Origin of the sequence: Streptomyces sp. NPDC001816 (assembly GCF_042892235.1) — a bacterium.
Taxonomy (GTDB): domain Bacteria; phylum Actinomycetota; class Actinomycetes; order Streptomycetales; family Streptomycetaceae; genus Streptomyces.
In genome coordinates, this window is sequence record NZ_JBIATY010000003.1 from 778,245 (window position 1) to 800,832 (window position 22,588).

At 64.5% G+C, this 22,588-nt stretch carries 24 protein-coding genes and 1 pseudogene; 18 read left to right on the forward strand and 7 right to left on the reverse strand.

The window, feature by feature from the left end:
* The first annotated feature begins 92 nt into the window (after positions 1-92).
* The 7 genes from ACFYZZ_RS14585 to ACFYZZ_RS14615 all read left to right on the forward strand — a co-directional run bounded on the left by ACFYZZ_RS14585 (position 93) and on the right by ACFYZZ_RS14615 (position 9,842).
* Positions 93-1,103, forward strand: coding sequence for a hypothetical protein (locus ACFYZZ_RS14585; RefSeq protein WP_389175369.1), 1,011 nt, complete (start codon positions 93-95; stop codon positions 1,101-1,103).
* A gap of 294 nt (positions 1,104-1,397) precedes the next feature.
* Positions 1,398-1,802 (forward strand): very short patch repair endonuclease, encoded by a 405-nt coding sequence (locus ACFYZZ_RS14590; protein WP_389175371.1) that lies wholly within the window; start codon positions 1,398-1,400, stop codon positions 1,800-1,802.
* Between the two features lie 102 nt (positions 1,803-1,904).
* Entirely contained in the window at positions 1,905-3,437 is a 1,533-nt protein-coding gene (locus tag ACFYZZ_RS14595; protein WP_389175374.1) for an ATP-binding protein, read from the forward strand.
* The gene (locus tag ACFYZZ_RS14600) at positions 3,430-4,401 is read left to right on the forward strand and encodes a PD-(D/E)XK motif protein (protein ID WP_389175377.1); all 972 of its coding nucleotides are present in this window, start codon (positions 3,430-3,432) and stop codon (positions 4,399-4,401) included. The genes ACFYZZ_RS14595 and ACFYZZ_RS14600 overlap by 8 nt, the downstream gene beginning before the upstream one ends.
* A gap of 19 nt (positions 4,402-4,420) precedes the next feature.
* The gene (locus tag ACFYZZ_RS14605) at positions 4,421-7,369 is read left to right on the forward strand and encodes a Z1 domain-containing protein (protein WP_389175380.1); all 2,949 of its coding nucleotides are present in this window, start codon (positions 4,421-4,423) and stop codon (positions 7,367-7,369) included.
* Between the two features lie 138 nt (positions 7,370-7,507).
* Complete coding sequence (locus ACFYZZ_RS14610) at positions 7,508-8,500, forward strand: DNA cytosine methyltransferase (RefSeq protein WP_389175383.1); 993 nt, start codon at positions 7,508-7,510, stop codon at positions 8,498-8,500.
* Between the two features lie 100 nt (positions 8,501-8,600).
* Positions 8,601-9,842, forward strand: coding sequence for a DNA cytosine methyltransferase (locus tag ACFYZZ_RS14615; protein ID WP_389175386.1), 1,242 nt, complete (start codon positions 8,601-8,603; stop codon positions 9,840-9,842).
* On the opposite strand, the gene ACFYZZ_RS14620 is transcribed toward ACFYZZ_RS14615, so the two are convergent.
* The 4 genes from ACFYZZ_RS14620 to ACFYZZ_RS14635 form a co-directional block, all read right to left on the reverse strand.
* Positions 9,831-10,754 carry a DUF6339 family protein gene (locus ACFYZZ_RS14620; protein ID WP_389175389.1) on the reverse strand — a complete coding sequence of 308 codons (924 nt, stop codon included), beginning with the start codon at positions 10,752-10,754 and terminating at the stop codon, positions 9,831-9,833. The two genes, ACFYZZ_RS14615 and ACFYZZ_RS14620, sit on opposite strands and share 12 nt — an antisense overlap.
* A gap of 2 nt (positions 10,755-10,756) precedes the next feature.
* Positions 10,757-11,719: a hypothetical protein gene (locus ACFYZZ_RS14625; protein ID WP_389175391.1), complete on the reverse strand. Its 963-nt coding sequence runs from the start codon at positions 11,717-11,719 to the stop codon at positions 10,757-10,759.
* On the reverse strand, positions 11,716-13,815 hold the full coding sequence (locus tag ACFYZZ_RS14630; protein ID WP_389175393.1) for a helix-turn-helix domain-containing protein: 2,100 nt from the start codon (positions 13,813-13,815) through the stop codon (positions 11,716-11,718). The genes ACFYZZ_RS14625 and ACFYZZ_RS14630 overlap by 4 nt, the downstream gene beginning before the upstream one ends.
* 107 nt (positions 13,816-13,922) lie before the next feature.
* The gene (locus ACFYZZ_RS14635) at positions 13,923-14,582 is read right to left on the reverse strand and encodes an ATP-binding protein (RefSeq protein ID WP_389175771.1); all 660 of its coding nucleotides are present in this window, start codon (positions 14,580-14,582) and stop codon (positions 13,923-13,925) included.
* Positions 14,583-14,798: 216 nt separating this feature from the next.
* On the opposite strand from ACFYZZ_RS14635, the gene ACFYZZ_RS14640 reads away from it, so the two are divergent.
* The gene (locus ACFYZZ_RS14640) at positions 14,799-15,647 is read left to right on the forward strand and encodes a helix-turn-helix domain-containing protein (RefSeq protein WP_389175396.1); all 849 of its coding nucleotides are present in this window, start codon (positions 14,799-14,801) and stop codon (positions 15,645-15,647) included.
* A 32-nt stretch (positions 15,648-15,679) separates the two neighbouring features.
* Positions 15,680-15,856 (forward strand): DUF397 domain-containing protein, encoded by a 177-nt coding sequence (locus tag ACFYZZ_RS14645; protein WP_389175773.1) that lies wholly within the window; start codon positions 15,680-15,682, stop codon positions 15,854-15,856.
* A gap of 35 nt (positions 15,857-15,891) precedes the next feature.
* On the opposite strand, the gene ACFYZZ_RS14650 is transcribed toward ACFYZZ_RS14645, so the two are convergent.
* Positions 15,892-16,554: an HAD family hydrolase gene (locus ACFYZZ_RS14650; RefSeq protein ID WP_389175399.1), complete on the reverse strand. Its 663-nt coding sequence runs from the start codon at positions 16,552-16,554 to the stop codon at positions 15,892-15,894.
* Positions 16,555-16,749: 195 nt separating this feature from the next.
* Between ACFYZZ_RS14650 and ACFYZZ_RS14655 the strand changes: the two genes are divergently transcribed.
* The 7 genes and pseudogenes from ACFYZZ_RS14655 (at position 16,750) to ACFYZZ_RS14685 (ending at position 20,110) form a co-directional block, all read left to right on the forward strand.
* Positions 16,750-16,956 carry a hypothetical protein gene (locus tag ACFYZZ_RS14655; protein WP_389175402.1) on the forward strand — a complete coding sequence of 69 codons (207 nt, stop codon included), beginning with the start codon at positions 16,750-16,752 and terminating at the stop codon, positions 16,954-16,956.
* A complete protein-coding gene (locus ACFYZZ_RS14660) occupies positions 16,940-17,458 on the forward strand; it encodes a DUF6879 family protein (RefSeq protein ID WP_389175405.1) in 519 nt (172 codons plus the stop codon). The genes ACFYZZ_RS14655 and ACFYZZ_RS14660 overlap by 17 nt, the downstream gene beginning before the upstream one ends.
* Complete coding sequence (locus ACFYZZ_RS14665; protein ID WP_389175407.1) at positions 17,448-18,278, forward strand: helix-turn-helix domain-containing protein; 831 nt, start codon at positions 17,448-17,450, stop codon at positions 18,276-18,278. The genes ACFYZZ_RS14660 and ACFYZZ_RS14665 overlap by 11 nt, the downstream gene beginning before the upstream one ends.
* A gap of 440 nt (positions 18,279-18,718) precedes the next feature.
* On the forward strand, positions 18,719-18,943 hold the full coding sequence (locus tag ACFYZZ_RS14670) for a DUF397 domain-containing protein (RefSeq protein WP_389175410.1): 225 nt from the start codon (positions 18,719-18,721) through the stop codon (positions 18,941-18,943).
* An 81-nt stretch (positions 18,944-19,024) separates the two neighbouring features.
* A complete protein-coding gene (locus tag ACFYZZ_RS14675) occupies positions 19,025-19,507 on the forward strand; it encodes a hypothetical protein (RefSeq protein ID WP_389175413.1) in 483 nt (160 codons plus the stop codon).
* Positions 19,508-19,617: 110 nt separating this feature from the next.
* Positions 19,618-19,731, forward strand: a pseudogene (locus ACFYZZ_RS14680) (DNA-binding protein); the annotation flags it as partial.
* 46 nt (positions 19,732-19,777) lie between these two features.
* A complete protein-coding gene (locus ACFYZZ_RS14685; RefSeq protein WP_389175416.1) occupies positions 19,778-20,110 on the forward strand; it encodes a Scr1 family TA system antitoxin-like transcriptional regulator in 333 nt (110 codons plus the stop codon).
* A 21-nt stretch (positions 20,111-20,131) separates the two neighbouring features.
* Here ACFYZZ_RS14685 and ACFYZZ_RS14690 read toward each other — a convergent pair whose 3' ends face one another.
* Entirely contained in the window at positions 20,132-20,959 is an 828-nt protein-coding gene (locus ACFYZZ_RS14690; protein ID WP_389175419.1) for an inositol monophosphatase family protein, read from the reverse strand.
* Positions 20,960-21,118: 159 nt separating this feature from the next.
* Between ACFYZZ_RS14690 and ACFYZZ_RS14695 the strand changes: the two genes are divergently transcribed.
* Positions 21,119-21,286: a hypothetical protein gene (locus tag ACFYZZ_RS14695; RefSeq protein ID WP_389175422.1), complete on the forward strand. Its 168-nt coding sequence runs from the start codon at positions 21,119-21,121 to the stop codon at positions 21,284-21,286.
* A gap of 158 nt (positions 21,287-21,444) precedes the next feature.
* Positions 21,445-21,987: an MOSC domain-containing protein gene (locus ACFYZZ_RS14700; RefSeq protein WP_389175425.1), complete on the forward strand. Its 543-nt coding sequence runs from the start codon at positions 21,445-21,447 to the stop codon at positions 21,985-21,987.
* An 11-nt stretch (positions 21,988-21,998) separates the two neighbouring features.
* Here ACFYZZ_RS14700 and ACFYZZ_RS14705 read toward each other — a convergent pair whose 3' ends face one another.
* Entirely contained in the window at positions 21,999-22,292 is a 294-nt protein-coding gene (locus tag ACFYZZ_RS14705; protein WP_389175428.1) for a hypothetical protein, read from the reverse strand.
* Positions 22,293-22,588 lie beyond the last annotated feature (296 nt).

Below are 22,588 nucleotides of genomic sequence, written 5' to 3' on the forward strand. Positions count from 1 at the left end.
GCCGGGAGCAACTTCCCCACCTCCCCTTTCTCACCTCTTTCCCTCCCCTTTGCGCCTCACGTTTGTCAGCGCCCGGCAGTACGGTGTCACCCATGCGCCCCGACACGCCTGCCGAGAATGTCGACCACACCGCCGAGGCGGCACGCCTGGAGCGGACCGCCGGCCTGTACCCCGAGGACGCCGAGGCCCTGCTCCTGCGCGCCGCAGCCCACCTCGAACTCTCCGGCGACCGCCCAGCCGCGACGACGCTCTACGACCGCCTGCTGTCCGATCCCGCTTCGCTGGACAACCCGCACCTGGTGCGGGCCCTGAAGGCGTCGAACCTCTGGGAGTACGACCACGAGGCAGAGGCAAGGGCGATCATCGACGGAATCCGGGCATCAGCGCCCCGCGACCCGGCCCCCTGGGTGATCGTGGCCGAGTCCCTGGAGTCGCACGACGAGCTGCAGGCGGCGGCGGAGACCTTCACGGAGGCGGCGAGCCTGCTCCTGCCGGACGACTCGGAGCCCCCCTACTCGACCCACCCACTCCTCTTCGGCCGCCACCGCGTACGCAGGATGCTGGGCCTGGCCCACGACGACTGGGACACCCTGGCGGACACCCTCCACTCGTCGCCGGTGTCCCTGGACGAGCTGCACGACCCCAAGCGTGTCTGGTCCTTGGGCTCGGACAACCCGGCAGACCTCAAGGCCGAGATCTCCCGCCTGCGAGCGGAGCTGGGCGCCTACCGGCAGGCCCTGTCCCGGCCCTTCCCCGTGGCCGTACTCCACTGGCCGGCCGACGAACTGGGCGAACTGCTCTCGGCGTACCCGGACCTGGCCGACGAGTACCCCTCCCACCCCGAGCACCTCACGACCATAGAGTCCTCACTGAGGGAGCTGGCGGGTTCCGGCACTCCGAACCTCGGCATCGTCACGGGCACCGTCCCGTCGTACGAGGCGTTCGCGGCGTCGGAGGGGTCGTCGCCGGGGGATGTGACGTTGCTGCCGCAGTATGCGACTACTTTGGCGGCGCGGGGGAGGGCTGTGGGGTGGCCGCCTCAGAGGGGGGCTGTGTGTTGGTGCGGGCACGGGCGGGTCTACGAGGACTGCCACGGCAGGTGACGAGTGGGCGAGGCCTGCTCCAACCGCACGTGAGGTGGTTCTGTGCTGCTCCGACGTATGCAACAGCGGTGGCTCCTCCGTCGTCTCTGAGCTCCTCCATCCAGAGAGGCACGATCATGCCCATTCTGAGATCGCGGGTGTGGACAGTGTGACTCGCGGGTCCAGGGCGACGGCGTCGAGCTCCGCCCCTTGCCCAGGTAATGCCCAGACACACACGCGACACCTCTGGCACGCCGGCAGAATGCTTCCGTGTCAGACGCCGCCGTCCCTTCCTCCCCTGCAGTCTCGGCTCGCATGAGCCGGCAAGGCTCTCGTGACACGGCTCCCGAAGTCGCGGTCCGACAACTCCTGCATGCAGCGGGTTTGCGCTACCGAGTGAACGTGCCCGTCCCTGGCATGCCTCGCCGGACGATCGACATCGTCTTCCCCAAAGCCAAAATCGCGATCTTCATGGACGGCTGCTTCTGGCACGGCTGCCCCGAACACGCAACGCAACCCAAGGCGAACGCAGAGTGGTGGCGCAAGAAGCTCGACAAGAACATCGCCCGTGACAGCGAGACCACTCGCCATCTGGAAGCAGCGGGCTGGACCGTCCTGCGCTTCTGGGAACACGAACGCCCTGATGCGGTTGCCCGAGCCGTGGCCGAGGCCAGGCAGCAGGCCATCGGCTCGGCATCGCAGCCCAACATCCGGCAGTGACTCTCGCGTTGGGGCTGATGTAGGGAACTTCTACCTATTGTCCGACCCTCACACTATGGTCACCATTGCTCGTATCAATTGGCGGTACACCGAGGCGAGGAAATGACGACTGACTGGCAATTCGAGGTCCCGACCGCCGGCAGCAAGCGCCTTCCACCCGACGCGCGCTACATGGAGGCGCTCAGCAGTCAGGGGTACGGCTTCGAAGTTGCCATCGCCGACCTCGTCGACAACTCCATCGACGCCGGTGCGAAGGACGTCGTGATCCACTTCCTGCGGGACGGCGACCAGCTCGTCAGTCTTCTTGTCGTGGACGACGGCAGGGGCATGACCGATGAAGAGCTGGACGTTGCCATGACGGTCGGAGGCCGCCGCGATTACGCCGACGGCGCCCTTGGCATGTTCGGCACCGGCCTGAAATCAGCGTCCCTCAGCCATGCTTCCTCGGTGACGGTCGTCAGCACGACCAAGCGCACCCGCGCCACGGGGCGCCGCTGGTTGATGGAGCGCGCCGTTTCCGGTTTCGAGTGCGACATCGTGGACCCGTCCTACGCCCAGTCGCTCGTCGATCGGTATGCCCAGCGGCCCATTGTCTGGCAGGGCACGGCGGTCCGCTGGGACGGGGTGAAGGACTTTCCGAAGCATGGTGGGGGCGGTCAGACGGACCGCTACCTGCAGCGCACCATCAACAGGTTGGGGCTCCATCTGGGCCTGTACCTGCATCGGTTTCTCGCGCGAGACGACTTCAACATCACCATCGCCGTCGAGGACGTGCGTACGAGCACCGTCTATCTGGACTTCGGCGTCGAGCCCCTGGATCCCTTCGGCTATCCGGTCAGCGGCCATCCCGAGTATCCGCGCCGATTCACAGCATCTGTGCCTTCCACAGGAGACGTGTCGCTCCAGGCCCACATCTGGACGCCCAAGTCGAACGTTGACGAGTACAAGGCCGTTGGTTCCGTCATCGACCGTCAGGGCTTCTACTTCTATCGACACAACCGCTTGGTTCAGGCGGGTGGTTGGAACAACTTCCGACAGCCGGAGCAGCACCTCTCCCTCGCTCGCGTGGCCGTCGATCTGCCCCACGGGACCAACGACGTCTTCCGTCTCACAGTGAAAAAGGCGGGCGTGGATACCTCGTCGGAATTCACTTCTTCCCTTGAGAGGGCGGCCGACTCCGATGGCCGTACCTTCCTCGACTACCTGACCGCAGCGGACAAGGTCTACCGAGACGCACGCAAGCGCTCCGGCAGCGCACGCAAGCCCGTCATCCCTCCGGGCAAGGGCTTCGATCCCGCCGTACGCGAAACCATCGCCGACGAACTCCCTGCAATTCCGTACGAAGAGCCGATCTCGATGCGTTGGCAGAAGCTCGACAACAGCTTCTTCTTCGACATCGACCGCGAGAGCCGAACGATCACCCTCAACCAGCACTACCGGGCGGCCATCCTGGGCGGTCGACGCGGTGGCCTCAACGACGCACCCCTGTTGAAGTCTCTGATGTACATCCTGTTGCACGATGTCTTCGAGAAGGAATACAGCGGCAGTCGCGAGAAGGACAACCTCCAGTTGTGGCAGGCAATCCTGGTGTCTGCAGCTCGCGCCGAACTCGACAGGGTGGCCGAAGATGTCTGACAGTCCTTACGTGCCTTGGACGGAGGTCGAGTATTTCCTCGGCAAGGGTCAGGCCACTACGTTCCCCCTCTCTCCTCGTTCTGCCCGTCCGCAGGTCTCGTACGTCGTCGGCCACGGCGGACGGGACATAGCCCTGCACGTCGAACTCGACCGTCGGCACCGCCCGCCCCGCTCCTCTCTGCCGACCATTCGCATAGATCAGATTGCGGAACGGGGCATGAGACTGGCACGCATCAGCACCACTCAGGTGACGCTGATGCGCGATTTTCATGACTTGCTCACAGCCGTCGCCGACCGCATCGTGACGCACGGCCGCACGCTTGACCAAGCCTTCGAAGAGACGGTTCGAGCCTGGAGCGCGCTGTTGAGTCGCCCCCGGGGTTTGAGCACGCAGAAACGTCTCGGCCTTATGGGAGAACTGGCGATGATGCGCTGCATCGCCGAAAAGTACGGATGGGCGTCCGCCGTTGAGGCGTGGACAGGTCCCGAAGCCGAGGAGCACGATTTCGGAATCTCAGGCTTCGACCTCGAGGTGAAGACCACCGCATCCGAGCGACGCCGCCACACGATTCACGGCATCAACCAACTCGATTCAACACCGGGGCGCCCATTGTGGTTCGTGTCGGTGCAGCTCACCCGGGGAGGTGCGGACGGGCGGACCCTCTCCGAGTGCATCCAAGCCGTTCGCGCTTCGGTGGCTGGGCATGCGCCGGCATCGCTCAGCCGCCTGGATCGCCAACTGGCGGCATCTGGTTGGTCGGAAGACCCGGCCGACGACGAGCGTTGGACTCCTCGATCCGCCCCGGTCCTTCTCGATGCTTCCACCTTGCCCCGGCTGGATGCCTCGTCACTCTCCGACTTCGCCTGGGAACGAATATCCGACATCCAATACACAATCGACGTCACGGGCTTGCATCCGACCATCGAACCACCTGCTGTCCTGGATGACTTCCGCCTCCCATAAGACCTGAGGGCTCCTCTCCATGAACAATCAAGAAATCGTTCGGATCACGCTCCACAAATCGGCTCTGGGGGGCATGCAGGCCAACCGGCCCAAGAATCTGCAGCGTGCGCTGGAGTATCAAGCGGAAGACGAAGGGCCGGAGGCTGAATCCCTTGCCACCGAGTCGGACTTCCAGCAAGCGCTTCGCTCCTCGCACTCCACGGACCAACTGGTGGAGCTCTGGCGTAAGCAGCTGACGCAATGGGACTACGCAGAAGGGCCTGTCTGGTCGGACACGGAGCCACGTACCGATGACCGCCGAACCGCGGTCTTCGAGCTGTTGGGCCTGCATGAGGAGACCCGCGAGCTGCTGAACACCTTGATCCCGGTACCACGCGATACCGGCGCAGTGGTCATCAGTGACGAGTTCACGCCCTGGTACACCCCGCAGTCACAACAAGGACGAAGCTGGTACTGGCCGGCCTATCGACGCCTTCTGACCGAGGAAAAGCGCTGGCAGGAAACCGCGGTAGCCGCACTCGACGCGGCTTCGGACCGTGTCGTGGAACGGCTCGCAAACCCAACCGACGAAGCGGCCTACCAGTCCAAGGGCCTGGTGGTCGGATACGTGCAGTCCGGGAAGACCGCAAACTTCACAGGCGTCATCGCCAAGGCGGTGGATGCCGGTTATCGCCTGGTCATCGTGCTCGGTGGCACGCTCAACCTGCTGCGCGCCCAGACCCAGCGCCGACTCGACATGGAACTCGTCGGTCGTGAGAACATCCTGCGCGGTGCGGCGGAGTACGAATCCGACTACGCGGACGATCCTGCCTGGTCGAAGGGTAAGTTCCTCTCCCATGGCGGCCTGCCGTCCACTCTCGGAGCATTCGACATCGTTCGTATGACGACGAGGGACAACGACTACAAGAGCCTCCTGCAGGGAATCGTTGCCCTTGAATTCGAAAAGCAGGAACCTGCACTCCCGCTGTACCATCCGCAGAATCTGCACCGTTCCTCTGCACGCCTGATGGTCGTGAAGAAGAACAAGACCGTCCTCACCAAGCTCGTCAAGGATCTCAACAAGATCAAGACACCACTCTCGGAGATCCCCGTCCTCATCATCGACGACGAGTCGGACGAGGCCTCTGTCAATACGACCAATCCGAGCAAGCCGGACGCCGAACGCACCGCGATCAATCAAAAGATCTCGGAGCTTCTACGCATGCTGCCCCGAGCTCAGTACGTCGGCTACACCGCTACGCCCTTCGCCAACGTCTTCGTCGATCCGAGCGACACCGAGGACATCTTTCCGAAGGATTTCATCGTCTCGCTGCCGCGCCCCCACGGGTACATGGGCGTGCAGGACTTCCATGATCTGGACTCGACGGTCCCATTCGAGGAACGCACGTTCGCAAACTCGAACGAGAAGGCTCACGTGCGCGACATCGTCCTGTCGGACGATGAGGACGACACCGCGCTGCAGCAAGCCATGGACATGTTCGTCCTGACTGCGGCAATGAAGCTCTATCGCGAGGAAAACGGTCTGGGTGACCGGTACTTCCAGCACCACACAATGCTAATCCACGAGTCCGTTCGCACTGCAGCACACCGCGAACTCCTGGGCCGAGTGACCAAGTTGTGGTGGAACTCCGGCTACACGGGGGCCAGTGGCCACCAACGGCTGCGTAGCCTCTTCGAGACCGACCTCCTCCCGGTGTCCCAGGCGCGGGGCGGCGGCCACTCCGTCCCTGCCTCCTACGACGATCTGGCTCGATACATCGGCGCTGCCGCCACACGCATTGGCGGCGACGACCAGCCAATCATCGTCGTGAACGGCGACAAGGACATCGAGACAGGCGAAGCCGACTTCGACAAGCGCTCCATCTGGAAGATCCTGATCGGCGGCCAGAAGCTCTCCCGTGGCTTCACCATCGAGGGGCTCACCGTCACCTACTACCGACGCCGCACGAACAACGCCTCGACACTGATGCAGATGGGTCGATGGTTCGGTTTCCGCAAGGGATACCAGGACCTGGTGCGGTTGTACCTCGGACGAGAGGAGACCATGGGTGCCAAGGAGATCGACCTGTACGAGGCCTTCGAGGCGATCTGCCGCGACGAGGAGACCTTTCGCCGAGAACTGCGGCAGTACGCAGAACTCGTCGATGGTATGCCGCAGGTAACGCCTGCTCAGGTACCGCCGCTCGTGTCACAGCACTTGTCATGGCTGAAGCCCACCAGCCCCAACAAGATGTTCAATGCGCGACTCGTCAACAAGCGGTCGCCGGGGCAGTGGGAAGAGCCCACTGCCTACCCCGTCGGCACTGCGGCGCTGCGTCACAACACCGGCCTGTGGCTTCCTGTGCTCGAATCCCTGTCACCGACCCCCAGCGCCTTCCAATACACGTTTGACGGGTCGAGCCACCGGTTCAACGCACTGACAGGAACGCTCTCCGCCGCGTCGTTCCTCACCCTGGTGCGCTCATTGGAATGGGGAGCCGAAGCGCAGTTCGCTCCGCATCTTGCCTACTTGACCGAAATCTGCGGATCGCCGCAGCCTGAGGTCGACGACTGGGTGGTCATCGCTCCCCAGCACGCTTCCGGGAACAAGACGGTCTCCATCGGCACGTCAAGTCGCGCCTTCTCGTGGTTCGCCCGGCAGCGCCGGCGCGGTCCGGTATTCGGTGCCATCCGTGACCCGAAGCACACGGCCACCGCATTTCGGATCGCAGGCGCGCTCCCCCCGAGCGGCGACGCCGCCACCGAGCGGTACGTCGCGGAGCGGCGAGGAGCCGTGGTCCTCTACCCGATCATCGAGCCTCAACACAGGGCGGAAGCTGAGAGTTCAGGTCGTATCGACCCCAGCAAGATGGTCGTGGCCTTCGCCTTCGTCGCCCCGGCTTCTGCCAGGGGCCACGACGGGAAGGTGGTGGTCTTCACCACCATCGACTCCTCCGACGAGGCCATCATCACCAGAAAGCAGGCATGAGCCCTCCTGACTTGAAACAGTCGTTCTGTGGGGCGCGGCGCCGCTGCTCGCGCCTTACAGGGCAATGAGTGTTGTCCTGTCCCTCTACCCTGAAACCGCGCGAGCGGGTCGCGCATAGGGGGCAGGGGGCACAGGCGCATGCAAACGGGCCGATTCACCGTGATCGAACTGTGCGTGGGAGTCGGAGGCCAGGCTCTCGGACTCGAGCGGGCAGGATTCGATGTGGCGGCAGCGATCGACATCGACGAGGACAGCTGCAACACGGTCTCGCACAACCGGCCCCACTGGTACATGATTCACGGAGACCTGAAACGCATCGACCCCCTGGACCACGCGCCTCTGGACCATGCGGATGTGTTGAGCTGCGGACTACCCCGGTCCCCGTACACAATCGCGGGCAAGCAACTGGCCACCGTCGACAAGCGCGACACGCTGCAAGCGGTACTGGACATGGCGTCTTTCGTGCGTCCGCGCGTTCTCCTCATCGAGAACATCCCGACATTCCTTCGTGCCGGCAAGTTCGAGGCCGAGCGACGAAAGGTCACTGAGGCGGTCGAGGACCTGGGCTACGCGATGACGTCATCCGTTCTCACAGCGACCGACTTCGGTGTGCCTCAACATCGACCGCATGGATTCATGGTCGCCATGCACCCCGAGGACTTGGCCTTCTTCGAGTGGCCAGGCCCGATCCAGGGCTGTTGCCCCACTCTCGGCGAGACCTTGCACGAGTCCATGTCTTCCAGGGGTTGGCCAGAGGCAGCGGATTGGGCGGCTCGTGCCTGCGAGCCCGCCCCGTTGATCATGGGAGGTGCCACCGGGCGCGGTGGTGCCGATCTCGGCGCAAGTCGAGCAAAGGCCATCTGGGCTCGCTGGGGCGTATATGGCGGGAGTATCGGCGACACGGTCCCAGGGCCAGACTTCCGACTGAACCGAGAAATCGAACCTCGCTTCGGCCTGCCACGCCTTACCGTCGACCAGGTGGCTCTGTTGCAGGGTTTCACTTCCGACTGGAAGATCCTCGGCAAGAAGACGTCCGCATACCGGCAGATCAGCCAGACAACGCCGCCTCCCATCGCCGCAGCTCTGGGGCGCCGGATCGCCATGGCACTCCGTCGGTCACCTCGTACGTAATCGCACCCCCCCAGTAACAGCAGGCGACAGCAGGCTCACTCACCGCGCATGCCCAGAGTCCCAGCCGACAGTTGCTTGATCACCAGTAGACTGTCTTCCCATGTCCACCATCTCGCCTGACGCCGTAGCCGGTCCCATGCCGTCCGGCTCTTCGATCACAGTGATCGACCTGTTCTCCGGCGCGGGCGGGTTCTCGGCGGGATTTCGTGCCTACGAGCCGGCCGGTCCCGGCTCCTCACCGTTCACGTCTGTTGCCGCGGTCGAGTTCGACGAGGCCGCGGCCGCCACGTACGCAGCCAATTTCGGCAGCGCTCATGTAGCCAATGTGGACATCACGGACTGGGACCCGAAGCCGTACGCGGGCAATGTCGACGTGATCATGGGGGGACCGCCGTGTCAGGGATTCTCGGCGCTCCACAGGAACAATCCCGACAAGCCCAAGGTGGACGACCCTCGCAACCGGCTGTGGGTCGAGTACGTGCGGGTGGTCAAGGCCATTCAGCCCAAGATCTTCGTTCTGGAGAACGTCGATCGTTTCCTGGCATCCCAAGAGTTTGAGAGCCTCAGGGAAGCGACTGCCAAGGGCGGAGCACTGGCCAATTACACACTGCGATGGAAGGTACTCAACGCCGCCGACTACGGCGTCCCTCAGGCGCGTCGACGGGCCATCGTCATCGCGACACGGAACGACCTCGGCGAACCTCTGGAGCATCCCCGTCCCACGCACGCCCGTGATGCCGGCCCCGCCCAACCCAGCCTCGATGATCCGGACGGCCTGTCGACCGAACTCCTCCCCTGGATCAGGGTCGGTCCGACCGTTTTCGACCTCACCCCCAAGGACGCTCCGAATTTGGAGCTTCCGGATCGCACTGACAAGCCGCTGGGCGTCGTTCTGCCAGGCCCCTACAAGACCACCGAACTCCACATCGGCCGCAGCCCCACGGCTAAGTCGTTGGCTCGATACCGAGCCATTCCCAAGGGCGGCAATCGCCACGACCTGAGAGGCCAGTGGGCCGAGGTCGACGGTGTCAACACTTACCTGTCGACGCCGAGTTGGGACAAGCACAACAGCGGCTCCGGCGATGTGATGGGGCGCATGCACGTCGACCGCCCGTCCGTGACGATCCGCACGGAGTTCTACAAGCCGGAAAAGGGACGCTACCTGCATCCGGTGGAAAACCGGCCGATCACCCACTACGAGGCCGCGCTGATCCAAGGCTTCCCCGACGACTTCAAGTGGTTCGGCAGCAAGGTTCAGATTGCTCGTCAGATCGGCAACGCGGTTCCCGTCGGCCTGGGCCGATCCCTGGCCCAGGCCATCCACGAGCGCCTAAAAGGGTGAGTAGGGCTTGTCGAGGCTGACGCCCTCGCTCGGCATGGGCGTTGTCGTCTCCTTCTCCTTCCCGCGAATCGGAGCCTCGGCGAAAAGCTCTGTGAAGCGGTGGACCAGCACGTCGACCGAGTTGGCCGGAACTTGGCCGTCGTCCGGCCCGAAGGGCAGGTTGTCCCTGGGCGCAGGACTGGCGTTCTCGGCCTCGTCGATCCAGTAGCGGCGCGCTTCGGAGTCTGGTCCGTCATCCGGAGCGACGACGTCGTACACGAGCGTGCTTGCCGCCGCATTGATCGCCGTGGCCAGGCCGTTCACCTGTCGGCCTGTACTCACCACGCCCTTCTCCAACAGCCGCACAACGGCTCGAGCTGTCGGCCTGTGGTCAATGACCTCAAGACGCAGCATGGTGTTCAGGACATCCTGATTGCCACAGGCAATACAGGAAGGCTCGTAGTCGTCTCCGTCCCTGAACATCTCGGCGGCCCACCACAGCCGAGCAAACGTCTGCTTGTAGTGCACACCGACAAAGCGGTCCGCTGTGGCCCGTTCGCCTTCCTTGGTGTGCCCCTTGTGCCGCCACAGGACGTAGTCCGGCGCCACCACCAGGGCCAGGAAGTTCCAAAGCCCGGTGTCCGCCGCCTCCCTCCTCGTCATTCGGAGTGTCGCGTGCAGTCTCGGAGCAAGCCATGCGTCAGCAGCGGCGCGGTCACCGTCATGCCGCCGCATCGCGACGTCGACCAGGTCTCGCACAGGGCCAACATTCCAGCGTGCTCCGGCAGGTTCGATCGTCGTGCTCGCTCGCAGGAGAGCCACTCTGGGCGGTCGCTCGCTACCCGAAAGAACGCTGTGTGTGAGGTACTTGGACGCAACAATGTCCGGCAGCAGCGCCATCTGCTCCGGGAGATCGATGAATGAACGATTCATTGTCAGTCGCCCTCCGCGACACGGCTCATCGCCCGCAAGCTGTTACCAATGTTCCTGGCAGCCTTGGCGCGCCGGGCAGCCGCGTACTGTATGCGGGGCTGGAGTTCCTGCCAACCCCCCTCGGTTCTACGCAGGTGTATCTCCAAGAGGGCATCGCTCGCTGACAGCTCCGGCAGAACATCGGGGAGCATGGAACGCAGCACTCCGTCCTTCCAGCCCGCCGGCCACTGCGGTGTCCCCTCGTCATCCCACTCCAAATCGCCAACCGCCGCATGGAACATGGCCGTCCAAGCCTCGGTTGCGATCTGCGCCGCAAGCATGCCGCGAACGGCCTTCTCCGCAGGGGTACCGCCTCCACCCAGGAATTCGGTAAGGCCCTCGAAACCGGAGTTGAGATGAACGGTCGGCATGTCACCGCTGGGCTCTACCACCCACGGGGCATCCTGGAACTGCTGCAACCACTCGGGGGGACCGGTCCGGAAGTCCACCTCGTGGATGTTCAATTCCTGTTTGCGCGCAGGCACACGTTCATTGAGTTCAACGGTCCAGGTCTCTTCCGCCGTGCCGATCAGCCGTCCGGCTTCACCATCGACGGTGGCGACCACGACAACTGTGAGGGCTGCGCGCACGTGGTGCGCTTCCCTGGCGAAAACGAGGCTGCCACTCCAACTGCCTCCGCCAGGGGCAAGTCGAGCGACCGTTCTTGCGTTGGTCACGGACTCGGTCAGTACCGCGAGGCAGACGAGGTCACCCCACGGTCCCCCTGCAAGCTCCTTCTCGGGCAGAGTGGCCTTGATGTCCAGGCGGGCCTCGTCCCATCGAGATCGCTCCGCCTCATGCAGGGCCACAGCCCGTTGATCCCGCGAAATCATGGTGAGAGGGAGAGCCCGGCCGTCCAACTTCGCGGACGTGACCTCGAAGCCGATGTCTCCCGCCAAGGTCCTGTACGGGAACACGATATTCACGTCGTGGGTCCCTTCGCCTTCTGCAAGTCGACGATCAGCCGTGCCATCTGACCTGTGACCGGGTGGCTGGATACATCCGTCACTCCTCCGAAGGAGGCATTTCCAGCCCCGGCGTCGAAGTGCAGCGTCCCGTCCTCGACTCGACAGTTCTCACCTGCGATGAGTTTCGCCCACGTGACGACGGGCTTGGCGCCCGAGCGCACGTCGAACTTGGCCACAGGAGTCAGCGACCACGGATCCTCACGCCGCGGCAGTTTGACCTCGACCTTCACGTTCCAGGCGCCCCGCGCATCGACCTCGCCTTCCACGTGACGAACTACGGGATGCCTGTCCGGACGACGGGCGCCCATCGAGTGTCCGTCGATGCGCAGCAGTTCCCTGAGCACTGCCGGTCCGTCCGTGTTGTTCTTCGTTTCACGGCGACCGACAAGCGCGCGGACCGCGGCCATCATGTCCCTGCGGAAGTCCTCGATCCGTTGGCGCGCGCCTCGGGCGTACGTGGTGCCGAGGTCTTCGGTCTTGGTCCAGTCATCGTGCTCGGGGGGCTCCGCAGCGCGCAGGAAACGTTCGGCCAACTCGGCGTCATGGCTGTCTGATCCGGTCGCCCTGCCGGCCAGGAGAACGGCCTGGAAGGCGTCGGTGCTCAGAGGAAGATCAGTCACACGCCGTCTCAGGACCGTCATGCGGTTGCCACGCATGCACACCAGACGATTCGGCTCCCGATCATTGTCGTCGGCTGCCGTTATGAGCAGCACAGCTCTGTGTTCAGTACTGGCGCCGGCACGACCGCTGCCCTTCTCAGGAGGAACGAGTAGAGGCACGTGAGCCATCGCAACCTGACTGGTCTCGGTGCGCTGCTCGACCGTCTCGCCGTTGAGGAACGCTCGGAGCGCACGCGTACGCGCAGGTTGGTGATCGGCGGGGTCGACTCGCTGTTCGGGGATCACGACCTGACCATTGCGCAGTGTCGTGACAGACGCCTCCAGAACAGGACTGCTTTCTCGCCCGGAGGTCATCGCAGCCCAGAAGTTGTCGGCAAGCGCCCTGACAAGCTTCTCGTGCATCTCCTGCAGGCTCTGCGCATCACCTGCGGCATCGTGTGCACCGACTATCAGGAAGGACGTGCCGGGATCACGGCTTTCGCGTTCGAGATGGAGTGATCTGGTTGTTTCCTCGTGCGCCCACCACGATCGGGCCGTGCCCTCGCGCCCCGGCTCCGTATCGGTCTCACCGAACCCGGCCAAGCCCGCATAGGCACGTCCGTTGTCCTCGTGCCAGGGCAACTCGAGACGCCCGTAGAGTCGACGTTCCGTGCGTCCCTCATGAGGGCGGGACAGGGTGCTGTTGACGAGGACAAGACCCAGACGGCTCGTTGCCCAAAGCGTGATCTTGCCCAGGCCGTATGAACCGCCCGCGGTTCCGCTGCCCTTGTGGCTGTTGAGCTGGTCCCGAAGGACGGCGGCAAACTTGCTGTTGTCCCCGTAGTCGGCGCCGGTCAGACCTGTGCAGTTGTAATCGTCGACTCGAAGCAGTAGCAGCGAATCGGACTCACGCATCTCGCGCAGGCCCTCGGCGATGACTCGGCCGACCTTGTGTCTCTGCGTGGCAGCGGCCTCGAAGTGCGGCTCGATCTCGCTCCATCGAAGGGCGTCGAGAAACGCCCTTCGATGCTCGCCCGACAGCTCGTTGAGTGTGTACCGGACGCGGACGGGCTGGTTTGGATCATGCTGCTCATCAAGGCTGTTCTGCGTCGCCTCACGGGCAAGCACGGCAACGTCCGCGTCGAACGCGAACGCCGCTGCATTTCCGAACTCTCGGCCGCCGTCCGCATGCGCCGGCCGGTGGTGCCACTTGAGGGACGAAGCAGCAGCAACTTCTGCGGCACGACGATGAACGGTCTCCTCGTCCAGACCGAGGACGGCTGCCACCGCTCGCTTCCTGTCTTCGCGAGGCTCGGCGCGCCCCGTGATCCAAGCTGATACCGCGGCTGGAGTGACATTAAGGGCGTCTGCCAGCGAGGTCTGGGTCATCTGCCGCGTTCGCAGTTGCCGCTCCAGCCAGACGCCGAAGCCCTCCCGGCGGTCGACTGCTTCCACCGCATCTCCTTGATCAACCAGTCTGAAGAAGCGATCGTATCAAGGGATATTTGAAAGCGTGCCGGATCAACAAAATTGATTGCTGGTCAACTTGAACGATGGAGTCTTCATCGCGCGATGCGACACGGAAGGCCTCCGACCTCCGTGATCTGCCCCTCGAAGCGTGCTTGGGCATGGTCCAGGACTTCGTCGACATCAAAGCCGTGTGCCCTTAGCCAGTGGAGGAAGTCGGTGATGGCCGTGATCACTGCTTCCTCCGCCACGGCCGCGCCCAGCCAGCTCAAGTCCGTACTGCGGGACATCTGGGCTCCGACGTAGACGCTCAGCAAGGACTCGGCCCGCGACACACCAGGCCTTTCCACATGACCGTTCGGCGAAGCAAGCCCCGTTGCCAGCTCGCACCAGGTGACTTTGCGGTCGCCCCGGAGTTGCACGCCCCAGCGGTCGGCGACGGCATCGACGAGAGCCATGCCTCGTCCGGCCTCGGAATTGGAGTCGGCATCGGCGAGGGTGGGGAGGACGCGGGTGTCGGGGTCGTGGACCTCGATGCGCAAACGGGTGCCGCTCATGGAGACGGCCAGGGTGGCCGGTGTGCCGTTGCCGACGTGTGTGATGACGTTCGACACCAACTCGCTCAGGCAGAGCTGAGCGTCGTCGGTAAGATCCTGCAGACCCCAGATCCCCAGGTGCAGCCGCATGATGCGCCGCAAGGCTGCCACTCCCTCGGGCTCAGCGGTGAAGGCCAAGTCCCACGGCCTACGTGACATGCATGCTTCCTGGCTCACGAAAGCTCCTCTCGTCGCAGCCGACGCTGCACGAACAGCGGAGTGTCACGAAAACTCACTGTGAGTTGCGTCGCCGACCAGAGTGCTGCGTGCACATCCCTTTGTGCAATGTGCACGGCGGGATTCCCACCTACGAGTGATTGGCAAGCCCACCCCTTGGCGCGAGACTGAACACCCGGTACTGGAAAGAGGGTTGTGATGGCCGGTTCACCGACGGCGCGCCGTCGCCGTCTGTCCATCGAGCTGAAGAAGCTCCGCGAGAAGAGCGCGCTGACCTGCGCCCAGGTTGGTGAGGCCCTGGACTGGAGCGGCTCCAAGGTCAATCGGATGGAGACGGGGACAGGTCGGGTCCAGCCATCCGACATCGATGCGCTCTGCCGGTTCTACGGCGCCAGCGACGAGCTACGAGAGTTTCTCAAGTCGCTGGCTCGCCAGGCCAAGGTGCGGGGCTGGTGGCAGGTCCACGGCTCTGGTGTTCCGGAATGGTTCAACATCTATATCGGCCTGGAACAGGACGCGTCCAACTTCCGCCAGTACCAGTGCGAGTTGGTACCCGGCCTCATGCAGACCCACGCCTACGCCTCAGAGCTCCACAAAACCGGTGCGCACATGTCCGCCGAGGACATCGACAGGGCCGTACAAGTACGTATGGAGCGTCAAGCCATGCTGAAGCGGCCCGATGCTCCCGAAGCCTGGTTCATCGTGAACGAGGGCGCTCTGCGCAACGTCATCGGAGATCGGGGATTGATGCGCGAACAGATCGAACACGTCCTGGACACAGCCCAGTTGCCGACCGTTACCCTGCAGGTCCTTCCCTTCGACTCAGGCACCTATCCGGCCACGGGCTCATTCACCATGCTGGGCTTTCCTGCCCCGGAGGACCCTGACATCGTCTACCGGGACGGCATCACTGATGCTGTCTACTTGGAGGGCGAGCATCATGTTCGTGAGTACACCCGGGCCTTCGACGGCCTTCGGGCTGCCGCCCTGAGCCCTCAGCGCTCGGCCCAACGCATCCAAACGGTCTTGAAGGAATACGCGAGTTGAGCAATGCAGCCCCGAGCGGGAGCAGCCGACCGGTGTGGCGTACGTCGTCGTACAGCAACGGTGCGGGAGGGGAGTGCGTCCAGTGCGCGCTGGCGGATGACAGGGCCCGTGTGCGGGACTCGAAGAATGCGGAAGAAGCTGAGATCACCGTCGGCAGCAGGGCTTGGCTCTCCTTCATACGTTCCGTGATGCACGACGTCGAGGGCTGACGGCAACTGTACGGCTCCCTGCCTGACGGCGGGTGTCAGTCCGTTGAGTCGTTGAAGGTCTTGATCAGTCCTGACAGTTCCCCAAGGCTCTCGACTCTGAAGGTCGGGAGCCTCTCGGCTTCCGCCGAGCGCCACTGGGTCGTGGCCCATGGCCCTCGGTGGACCAAGGCAGTGCACATGCCTGCGGCGGCGGCCGGCCGGATGTCGTTGTCGATGCGGTCGCCGACGTAGAGGATCTCGTCCTTGCTGAAGGGGACCACCTCGGCAACACGGTGAAAGAAGGTCGGATCTGGCTTGCTGGCTCCCCAGTCATCCGAGGTTCCGATCAAGTCGACCTCATCCGCGAACAGTTCCTGCAGGATCGTGCCGGCCCGGATCGTCTGGTTGCCTGCGATACCCAGCCATACGCCGTCCGCCCGCAGCCTGGTCAGTGCGGGCCGGACGTCTTCGTAAAGGTCCTCTTCGCCGAACGTCTCCGGCTGACCGGACGCGGATCGCCTCTCACGTTCCTCGTTCAGGTTGAAGCCGGGGCGGAACTCCTGGAAGACCTCTCGGTAGTCACGCCCCTGAGCGATGACCGCTCCGAACACGGCGTGGAAGGTGTGGCGGGCCACACCGAGCCAGTCGGCCCAGGCACTGTACTCCCTGGTTTCGTCTACGAGGCACTCGCCGACGTCGAACACAACGGCACGAATCATGGGCGCAGCGTAGTAAGCACGTCTTCTCAGTCGACAGTGCACCAGTAGCTGAAGAGGCCAGCTGCAGCCGAGCACAGTAGATCAACTACCCCACTACGGGAATATTTCCCTGTCGTCATGGACGCCCTGTACCGAGCCGACCTAGCGTCATCCTGGGAGGCAGGGACAGGCCCTGCCCGTCGTACAGGGGGCACAATGGCACGTGCGGATCTGACGCGGCTGACCGGCAATGGGAACGGGGAGTGCGGGGGCGATGACTGCCCCAACGTGTACCGAACCGGCTCGGGGTCGTTCGTGGTCCAGGGGAGCCTGTCGAATGCCTTCGACCCGTCCGAAGGAGAGGCGCTCGTGGAGATCCCGGAGGCGGTCCTGAGGGAGGCTGTCCGTGCTCTTGGCTGGTGAGGACTGGCGGAGGACATTCGACGCCATGCAAGATGAGGCGTGGCGTTTGGAGACTCTGCCCGTCTACCGTGTGCCGCAGGAGGAAGAGGCCATCCGCCGATTCTTGGCGGGGGAGCCGGTGACGCGTGAAGCGACGCAGCCTTGGTTCGACCGGGTCAGAGTGTACGTGGCGAGTGGCCGCAGTGTCGGGCGAGTGCACATCGTCACTCAGCCCCTCAGTGACTACCTTCGCTTCGAGTTCGAGCACTACCGCCACAACGTCGAAGCCGGCGAGGCGATCCGCATCCTCGACGTGACCGATCGGCCCAATCCTCTCGCCGGCGTTCAGGACTTCTGGATGTTCGACCGTTCACAGATCGTTCTGATGCACTACGAGCCGGACGGGACTCAGATCAGCCGGGAAGTGCACGAAGGCGACCCGGTACCGTACCGGGAGTACCAGCGCATCGCCCTCGCGGAATCGGTGCCATTCGAGGAGTACGTGAAGGGCCTTGGCGCTTGATCCTCAGCAGCTGGGGCAATCGAAAGCCGACCTGGCCGAGACGCTGCGAACGCTGCGCAAGCGAGCCGGACTGTCCCAAGTCCGGCTCGCCAAGCGTTGCAATGTGTCGCAGTCCAAGATCAGTAAGATCGAGACTGCCGAGATTACGCCGAGTCTGGTCGACGTCGAACTCATCCTGCGGGCGCTCAACGCCCCAGAGCAACTGGTTGCCGAAATAACGTCGCTGGCCCGGCTGGCGAACACCGAGTGGGAGCCCATCCGGTCGTTGTGGCGGCGCGGCCTGGAGAAGCGCCAGGCAGAGTTGGCCGGTCTTGAGGCTGACGCCAGGGAGCTTCGTTATTTCCTGCCTGCAATGATCACTGGCTTGCTGGCCACACCTGAATATATTCGCGCCAGCCTCGCGTACTCACCTGGAGATATCTCGAAGACGGTGGCGCGGAAGCTGGAGCGGCAGACAGTGCTGTACGACACCACCAAGCGCTTCACTTTTCTGCTCACAGAGCAGGCAGTCCGATGGGCTGTGGTCCCTCCGCCGGCCATGGCCGTGCAGATCGATCGACTGGGTTCGCTGTCCCACCTTCCCAACATACGAATAGGTCTCATCCCCACTGGCACGGCCATAAGTCGTGGCCCCATGAACACTTTCACGGTCTACGACGACAGGCTCGCCACCATCGAGACGTTCACCGGGCGGACAGTCTTCCGCGACTCCCGTGATGTTGCCGAACATCTGGACGTGTTCAATCAGTACGAGCAGAACTCTCACTTCGGAGAGGCAGCCAGGACCCTCCTTCAAGAATGGGCCGCACTCTACCGTTGATCTTTAGTAGACAACGGGAATAGGGCTCGCCCTCCCCACCCCATCGCTGGATCATGAGTGCGTCACAAGATCCTGGGAGAGGCGATGGCGAATATCCAGAAAAGCTCAGGGGATTTACGCGTGCCAACAGCGGGCCAACGGGCACGTGCTGTGAGATACGGAAAGGTGACGGCGCTCTTTCCTGATCGCCCGCTAATGACCATCCGCATCTCGCAGGACTCCGGCAGGACGTGGGGGCCCGAACGCGCCGTATTCCCTACGGATGCCCCTCCGCCCCTGATCACCACGGAGTGGCCGCCGTGTCAGTGCCAGCGCTGTACCGGGCGCGGTAAGGGCTCCGGCCACTTTGGCTTTTGTGCCTCGCATCCCCATGAACTCCCGCCCGCCAAGGGCGGCGGCGGTCAGACACGGCCGCGTCAGCTGAGCAGGAAGGTGCAGTGATGCTGGACGGAACCAAGCTGTACGGGCTCGACATCAGCGGGGCCTCCTTCGTGAAAGCGTGCGGAGGTCCCTGCACCGAGGGGTGCGTGACCCTCGCCCGGATCGGCGACGACGCCTGGGCGCTGGGTGACAGCAAGCGGCCGGATGTGGAGCCGCTGCGGTTCACCACGGAGGAGCTGGACGCAGCCGGCATCGATCCGGCGAGGTTCGGGCTGCCTGTCTGATCTGCCCCTGGCCGGTCCCGGCTCCCGCGTGGAACCGGGACCGGTCCTCCTCCGACCTTCGACGCCCGACAGGAACGACTGGTGCACTACCACGGCTATCAATGGGTTGGGGCGAAAGAGCGTTTCGACCAGGAGGCCCTCCGGCGGCCTCCGCATCCCGAGCCGCCGCCGGCCGGAAGTAAGCCGGAGCTGATCCAGCGCTATCGCGAGGTGGCAGCGGAGTTCCTGACCGTGGATCTCCCTCCGTTGGAGACGGCCTACTGGCTCGCCAAACCGCGTTCCTTGGTTCGTGACACGTGGGATGAGGCGAAGGACGCGGCCGCCTGGATCGAGGCGCGCGTGGCCGAGTACGCGCCCCGGTTTGCCTCCGAATGGAAGCACGCCTTCATCGATCTCCCGTTGCTGGTCAACTCCACGGCTGAGAGGCTGAGTTCGAGCTGCGATGTGTCGCTCGGGTTCTACCTTGAGCGTCCCTTGTACCTGTCGCTCGCCGTCGTGACGTGTTCTCCGAACCGTTCGAAGCCTGAACTGGCCTGTCCCATTGAGCAAGGAGAGTCAGTGTGACCAGCTTGATTCCCTGGCAGCAGCGGCTGTCCACCGGTACGGAAGACATCCAGGACGAGGTCATCCACTGGTACCAACAGACGCGGCACGGCAAGGCGTATGTACCCGAGATGATCTGGGGCACGCTCCAGACCGAGGCCTACGCGGGCGTGATCCTGCGCAAGGTCGTCGAATTTCTCGGTGTGCCGAACGACGTGGCAGCTGGTGTAGCCAAGCGCATGGAGCGTCAGCAGGTTCTGTACGACGGGGAGCATCACTACGACGTGATCCTTGGCGAGCAGGCCCCTGTACACCAATGTCGGTGGGCCGGAGGTCATGCGCGAGCAGATGGAGCGGGTGCTCCGCGACATCGATCTGCCCTCACTCACTCTCGGCGTCCTGCCCGCCACGGCCGAGGTGGGTGTGATCCCGATGCCCGGCTTCAACATGTACGACGGCGGGCGGGTCCACTACGAACTCGTGTCGTCAGGTGTGGACATCACTGACACCGACGAACTCGCGCTCCACGAGAAGGCATTCGATGCCCTGAGCAGCGCCGCGAGCTACGGAGATGCTGCCAGCAGGCTGATCAGCAAAGCTCTGGCCTTCTGGAGCAAGGGGTGACGACCTGTGAGCGGCGGCCTTCTATGCCTCTCCGGTCTGGATAGTGCGCCACAGCTCCGTCATCTCCTCCGCAACGCCAGGCGCTATCAGCAGCAACGGCTCGTCATACGCAGGCACCTCAGGGAGTGCCACCGCCCCCGCCTCCCTCGCAATCAGGTACGCCGGAAGCCCGTCCACCGCATGGAACTCACCGATGGCTGCGACGGTGGCCCGACCTGCTGCCACCTGGGCCAGGGACAGGGCCGTCGAGCCCATCACCCTTGCCGTGCAGTGGCGGGCCGAGAGGGCGGTGAGGAGGGGGTCCAGGCCCGGCCAGTGGGCGTGGGCTGCCCATTCTGTGAGGAAGAGGTGGCCTGTGAGGGTGGTGTGGGTGGCTGCGCGGGTCGGGGTGCCGTTCAGGTGGGCGCCTCTTCCTCGGATTGCCGTGAAGGTCTCTCCTCGCCAAGGGTCGGCCACCAAGCCGAGTAGGGGGGTGCCGTCGGCGGCCGCCAGGCCGAGGGAGAAGGAGCACCAGCCGATGCCGTGGGCGTAGTTTGTCGTGCCGTCCACCGGGTCCACCACCCAGTACGGGGCGTTCGGGGTTGTCGGCTTGTCGGTGCCGTATTCCTCGCCCTCGATGCCGTGGGTCGGGAAGGCCGACCGTAGGACCGAGCGGACGTGGGCCTCGATGGTCTCGTCCGTCTGCGTGACGATGTCTGCCGGGCTTGCCTTCTCCCGCACCCCACCGTCACGCGGGCGGCGGATCGTCTCTGATGCCCAGGCTGCCAAGTCGGTCGCGACCGCCAGAGCCCGGTCCAGATCCAGGTTCAGGTCCAGGGCGTGGTCGCGGTCGTGGTCGTGGTCGTTCACTGGGGTTCACCGCCGGTCGGGTCAGGGACGGTCCTCGGGAAGGATGCCATGGCCCCGCACCGGTGCAAGCCGCGGTCACCGGTGGAGGGCGGCGTCAAATTCCGTCCACGATCACAGGCCCTGCATGTCGCCGTACCCGCCCGTAGACCCCGTCCCAATTTGCGACGGCTGACTACGGACACGCTTGCCCTCGGTGCGCTCGTCGCCGCTGCGCCGGCCGGGGCCACGGGCACCGACAAGTCAGGCGGCCGTAACAGCATCTGGTTCGCCGCGGGCATCAACGACGAGGACAACGGACTCCTCGACACCCTCCGCGCCGAGAAGTAGGACGTCACCGTACCTTCGGGTGCTTGTCCGGCGGATCACGCGTCGGGCGAGCACCCGCCCCTCCCCAGGCCACCACCATCGGGTCACATGTGGAGGCGGGTTAGGCTCTCGGCTGGTCTCGGAGCCGAGAGCTGACAAGCAGAAGCGGGGGTTGCGACATGGGTGGGACTGTCACTGCCGTGAGCAGTAACGGGGAGTACTCCTTCACCAAGCCGAATCGGGAGAGCATCACGCTGCTCGCCGGGCTCGGGGTCGAGGGGGACGTGCATGCCGGCGTCACCGTCAAGCATCGGTCCCGCGTTGCTCAGGACCCGACTCAGCCCAACCTGCGTCAGGTGCACCTCATTCATGAGGAGCTTTTCGAGGAGGTCGCGGGCGACGGGTTCCGGGTGGCGGCCGGGCAGCTCGGGGAGAACATCACCACCCGGGGGATCGATCTGCTGGGGCTGCCCACCGGGGCGTTGCTGCGGATCGGGGACGACGCCGTCGTCGAGGTGACCGGGCTGCGCAATCCCTGTGCTCAGATCGACAACTTCCAGAAGGGGCTCCTGAAGGAGGTCGTGGGGCGCGGTGAGGACGGGCGCATCGTGTACAGGGCCGGGGTCATGGGTGTGGTGAAGGCGGGGGGTGTTGTGCGGCCCGGGGACGCCATCGCCGTGGAGCTGCCCGACCGCCCTCATCGGGCGCTTGAGCGGGTCTGAGAGGCGCCCTCTCAGGAGTCGAGGTCGGGCTGGATCTCCACGGTGAAAACCGCGTCCTCGGGGCCGACGCCTTCCTCGTCCTCCCAGACGATCACGCGCACATGCCTCTCCCCGACGCCGCGCACCTCCCACTCGGTCACCAGGTCGGTGACGACGAGCGCGGCGACGTACTTCGCGCCATGGGCCGGGTCGTCGGTGGTGACGGTCCCCCGTCGGCGCCCGGGGTGGCCGCCGTAGGGGCGCCAGCCCTCCGAACCGTGCGGCTCGTCGACCCGGTACACCCAGCGCTTCTCGGTGCCACCCATGGCACCGATCCTTCCACGGCTCGAAAGCCATGCCCGTCATGCGGCTCGACGATGAAGGGGCCGGAGCACCCGTCGGGCCCAACGAGGACGCGGTGAGGGTGCTGCCGCGCCACTCTCGTAATGCGTGCGCGACTCCCTCGCCGCCCTCCGCCCTCCGCCCTCTCCGTCGCCATGCCATGCGCTGCCGGCATCAACGGCTCGTTTTTCGAGAGTAGTTGAGGCACGGGAAGGGCTGCCACCAGGCCAGAAGCAGGGTCGGAGCACGCCCGGAGCAGGCTCGGAGCACGCCGGAAAAA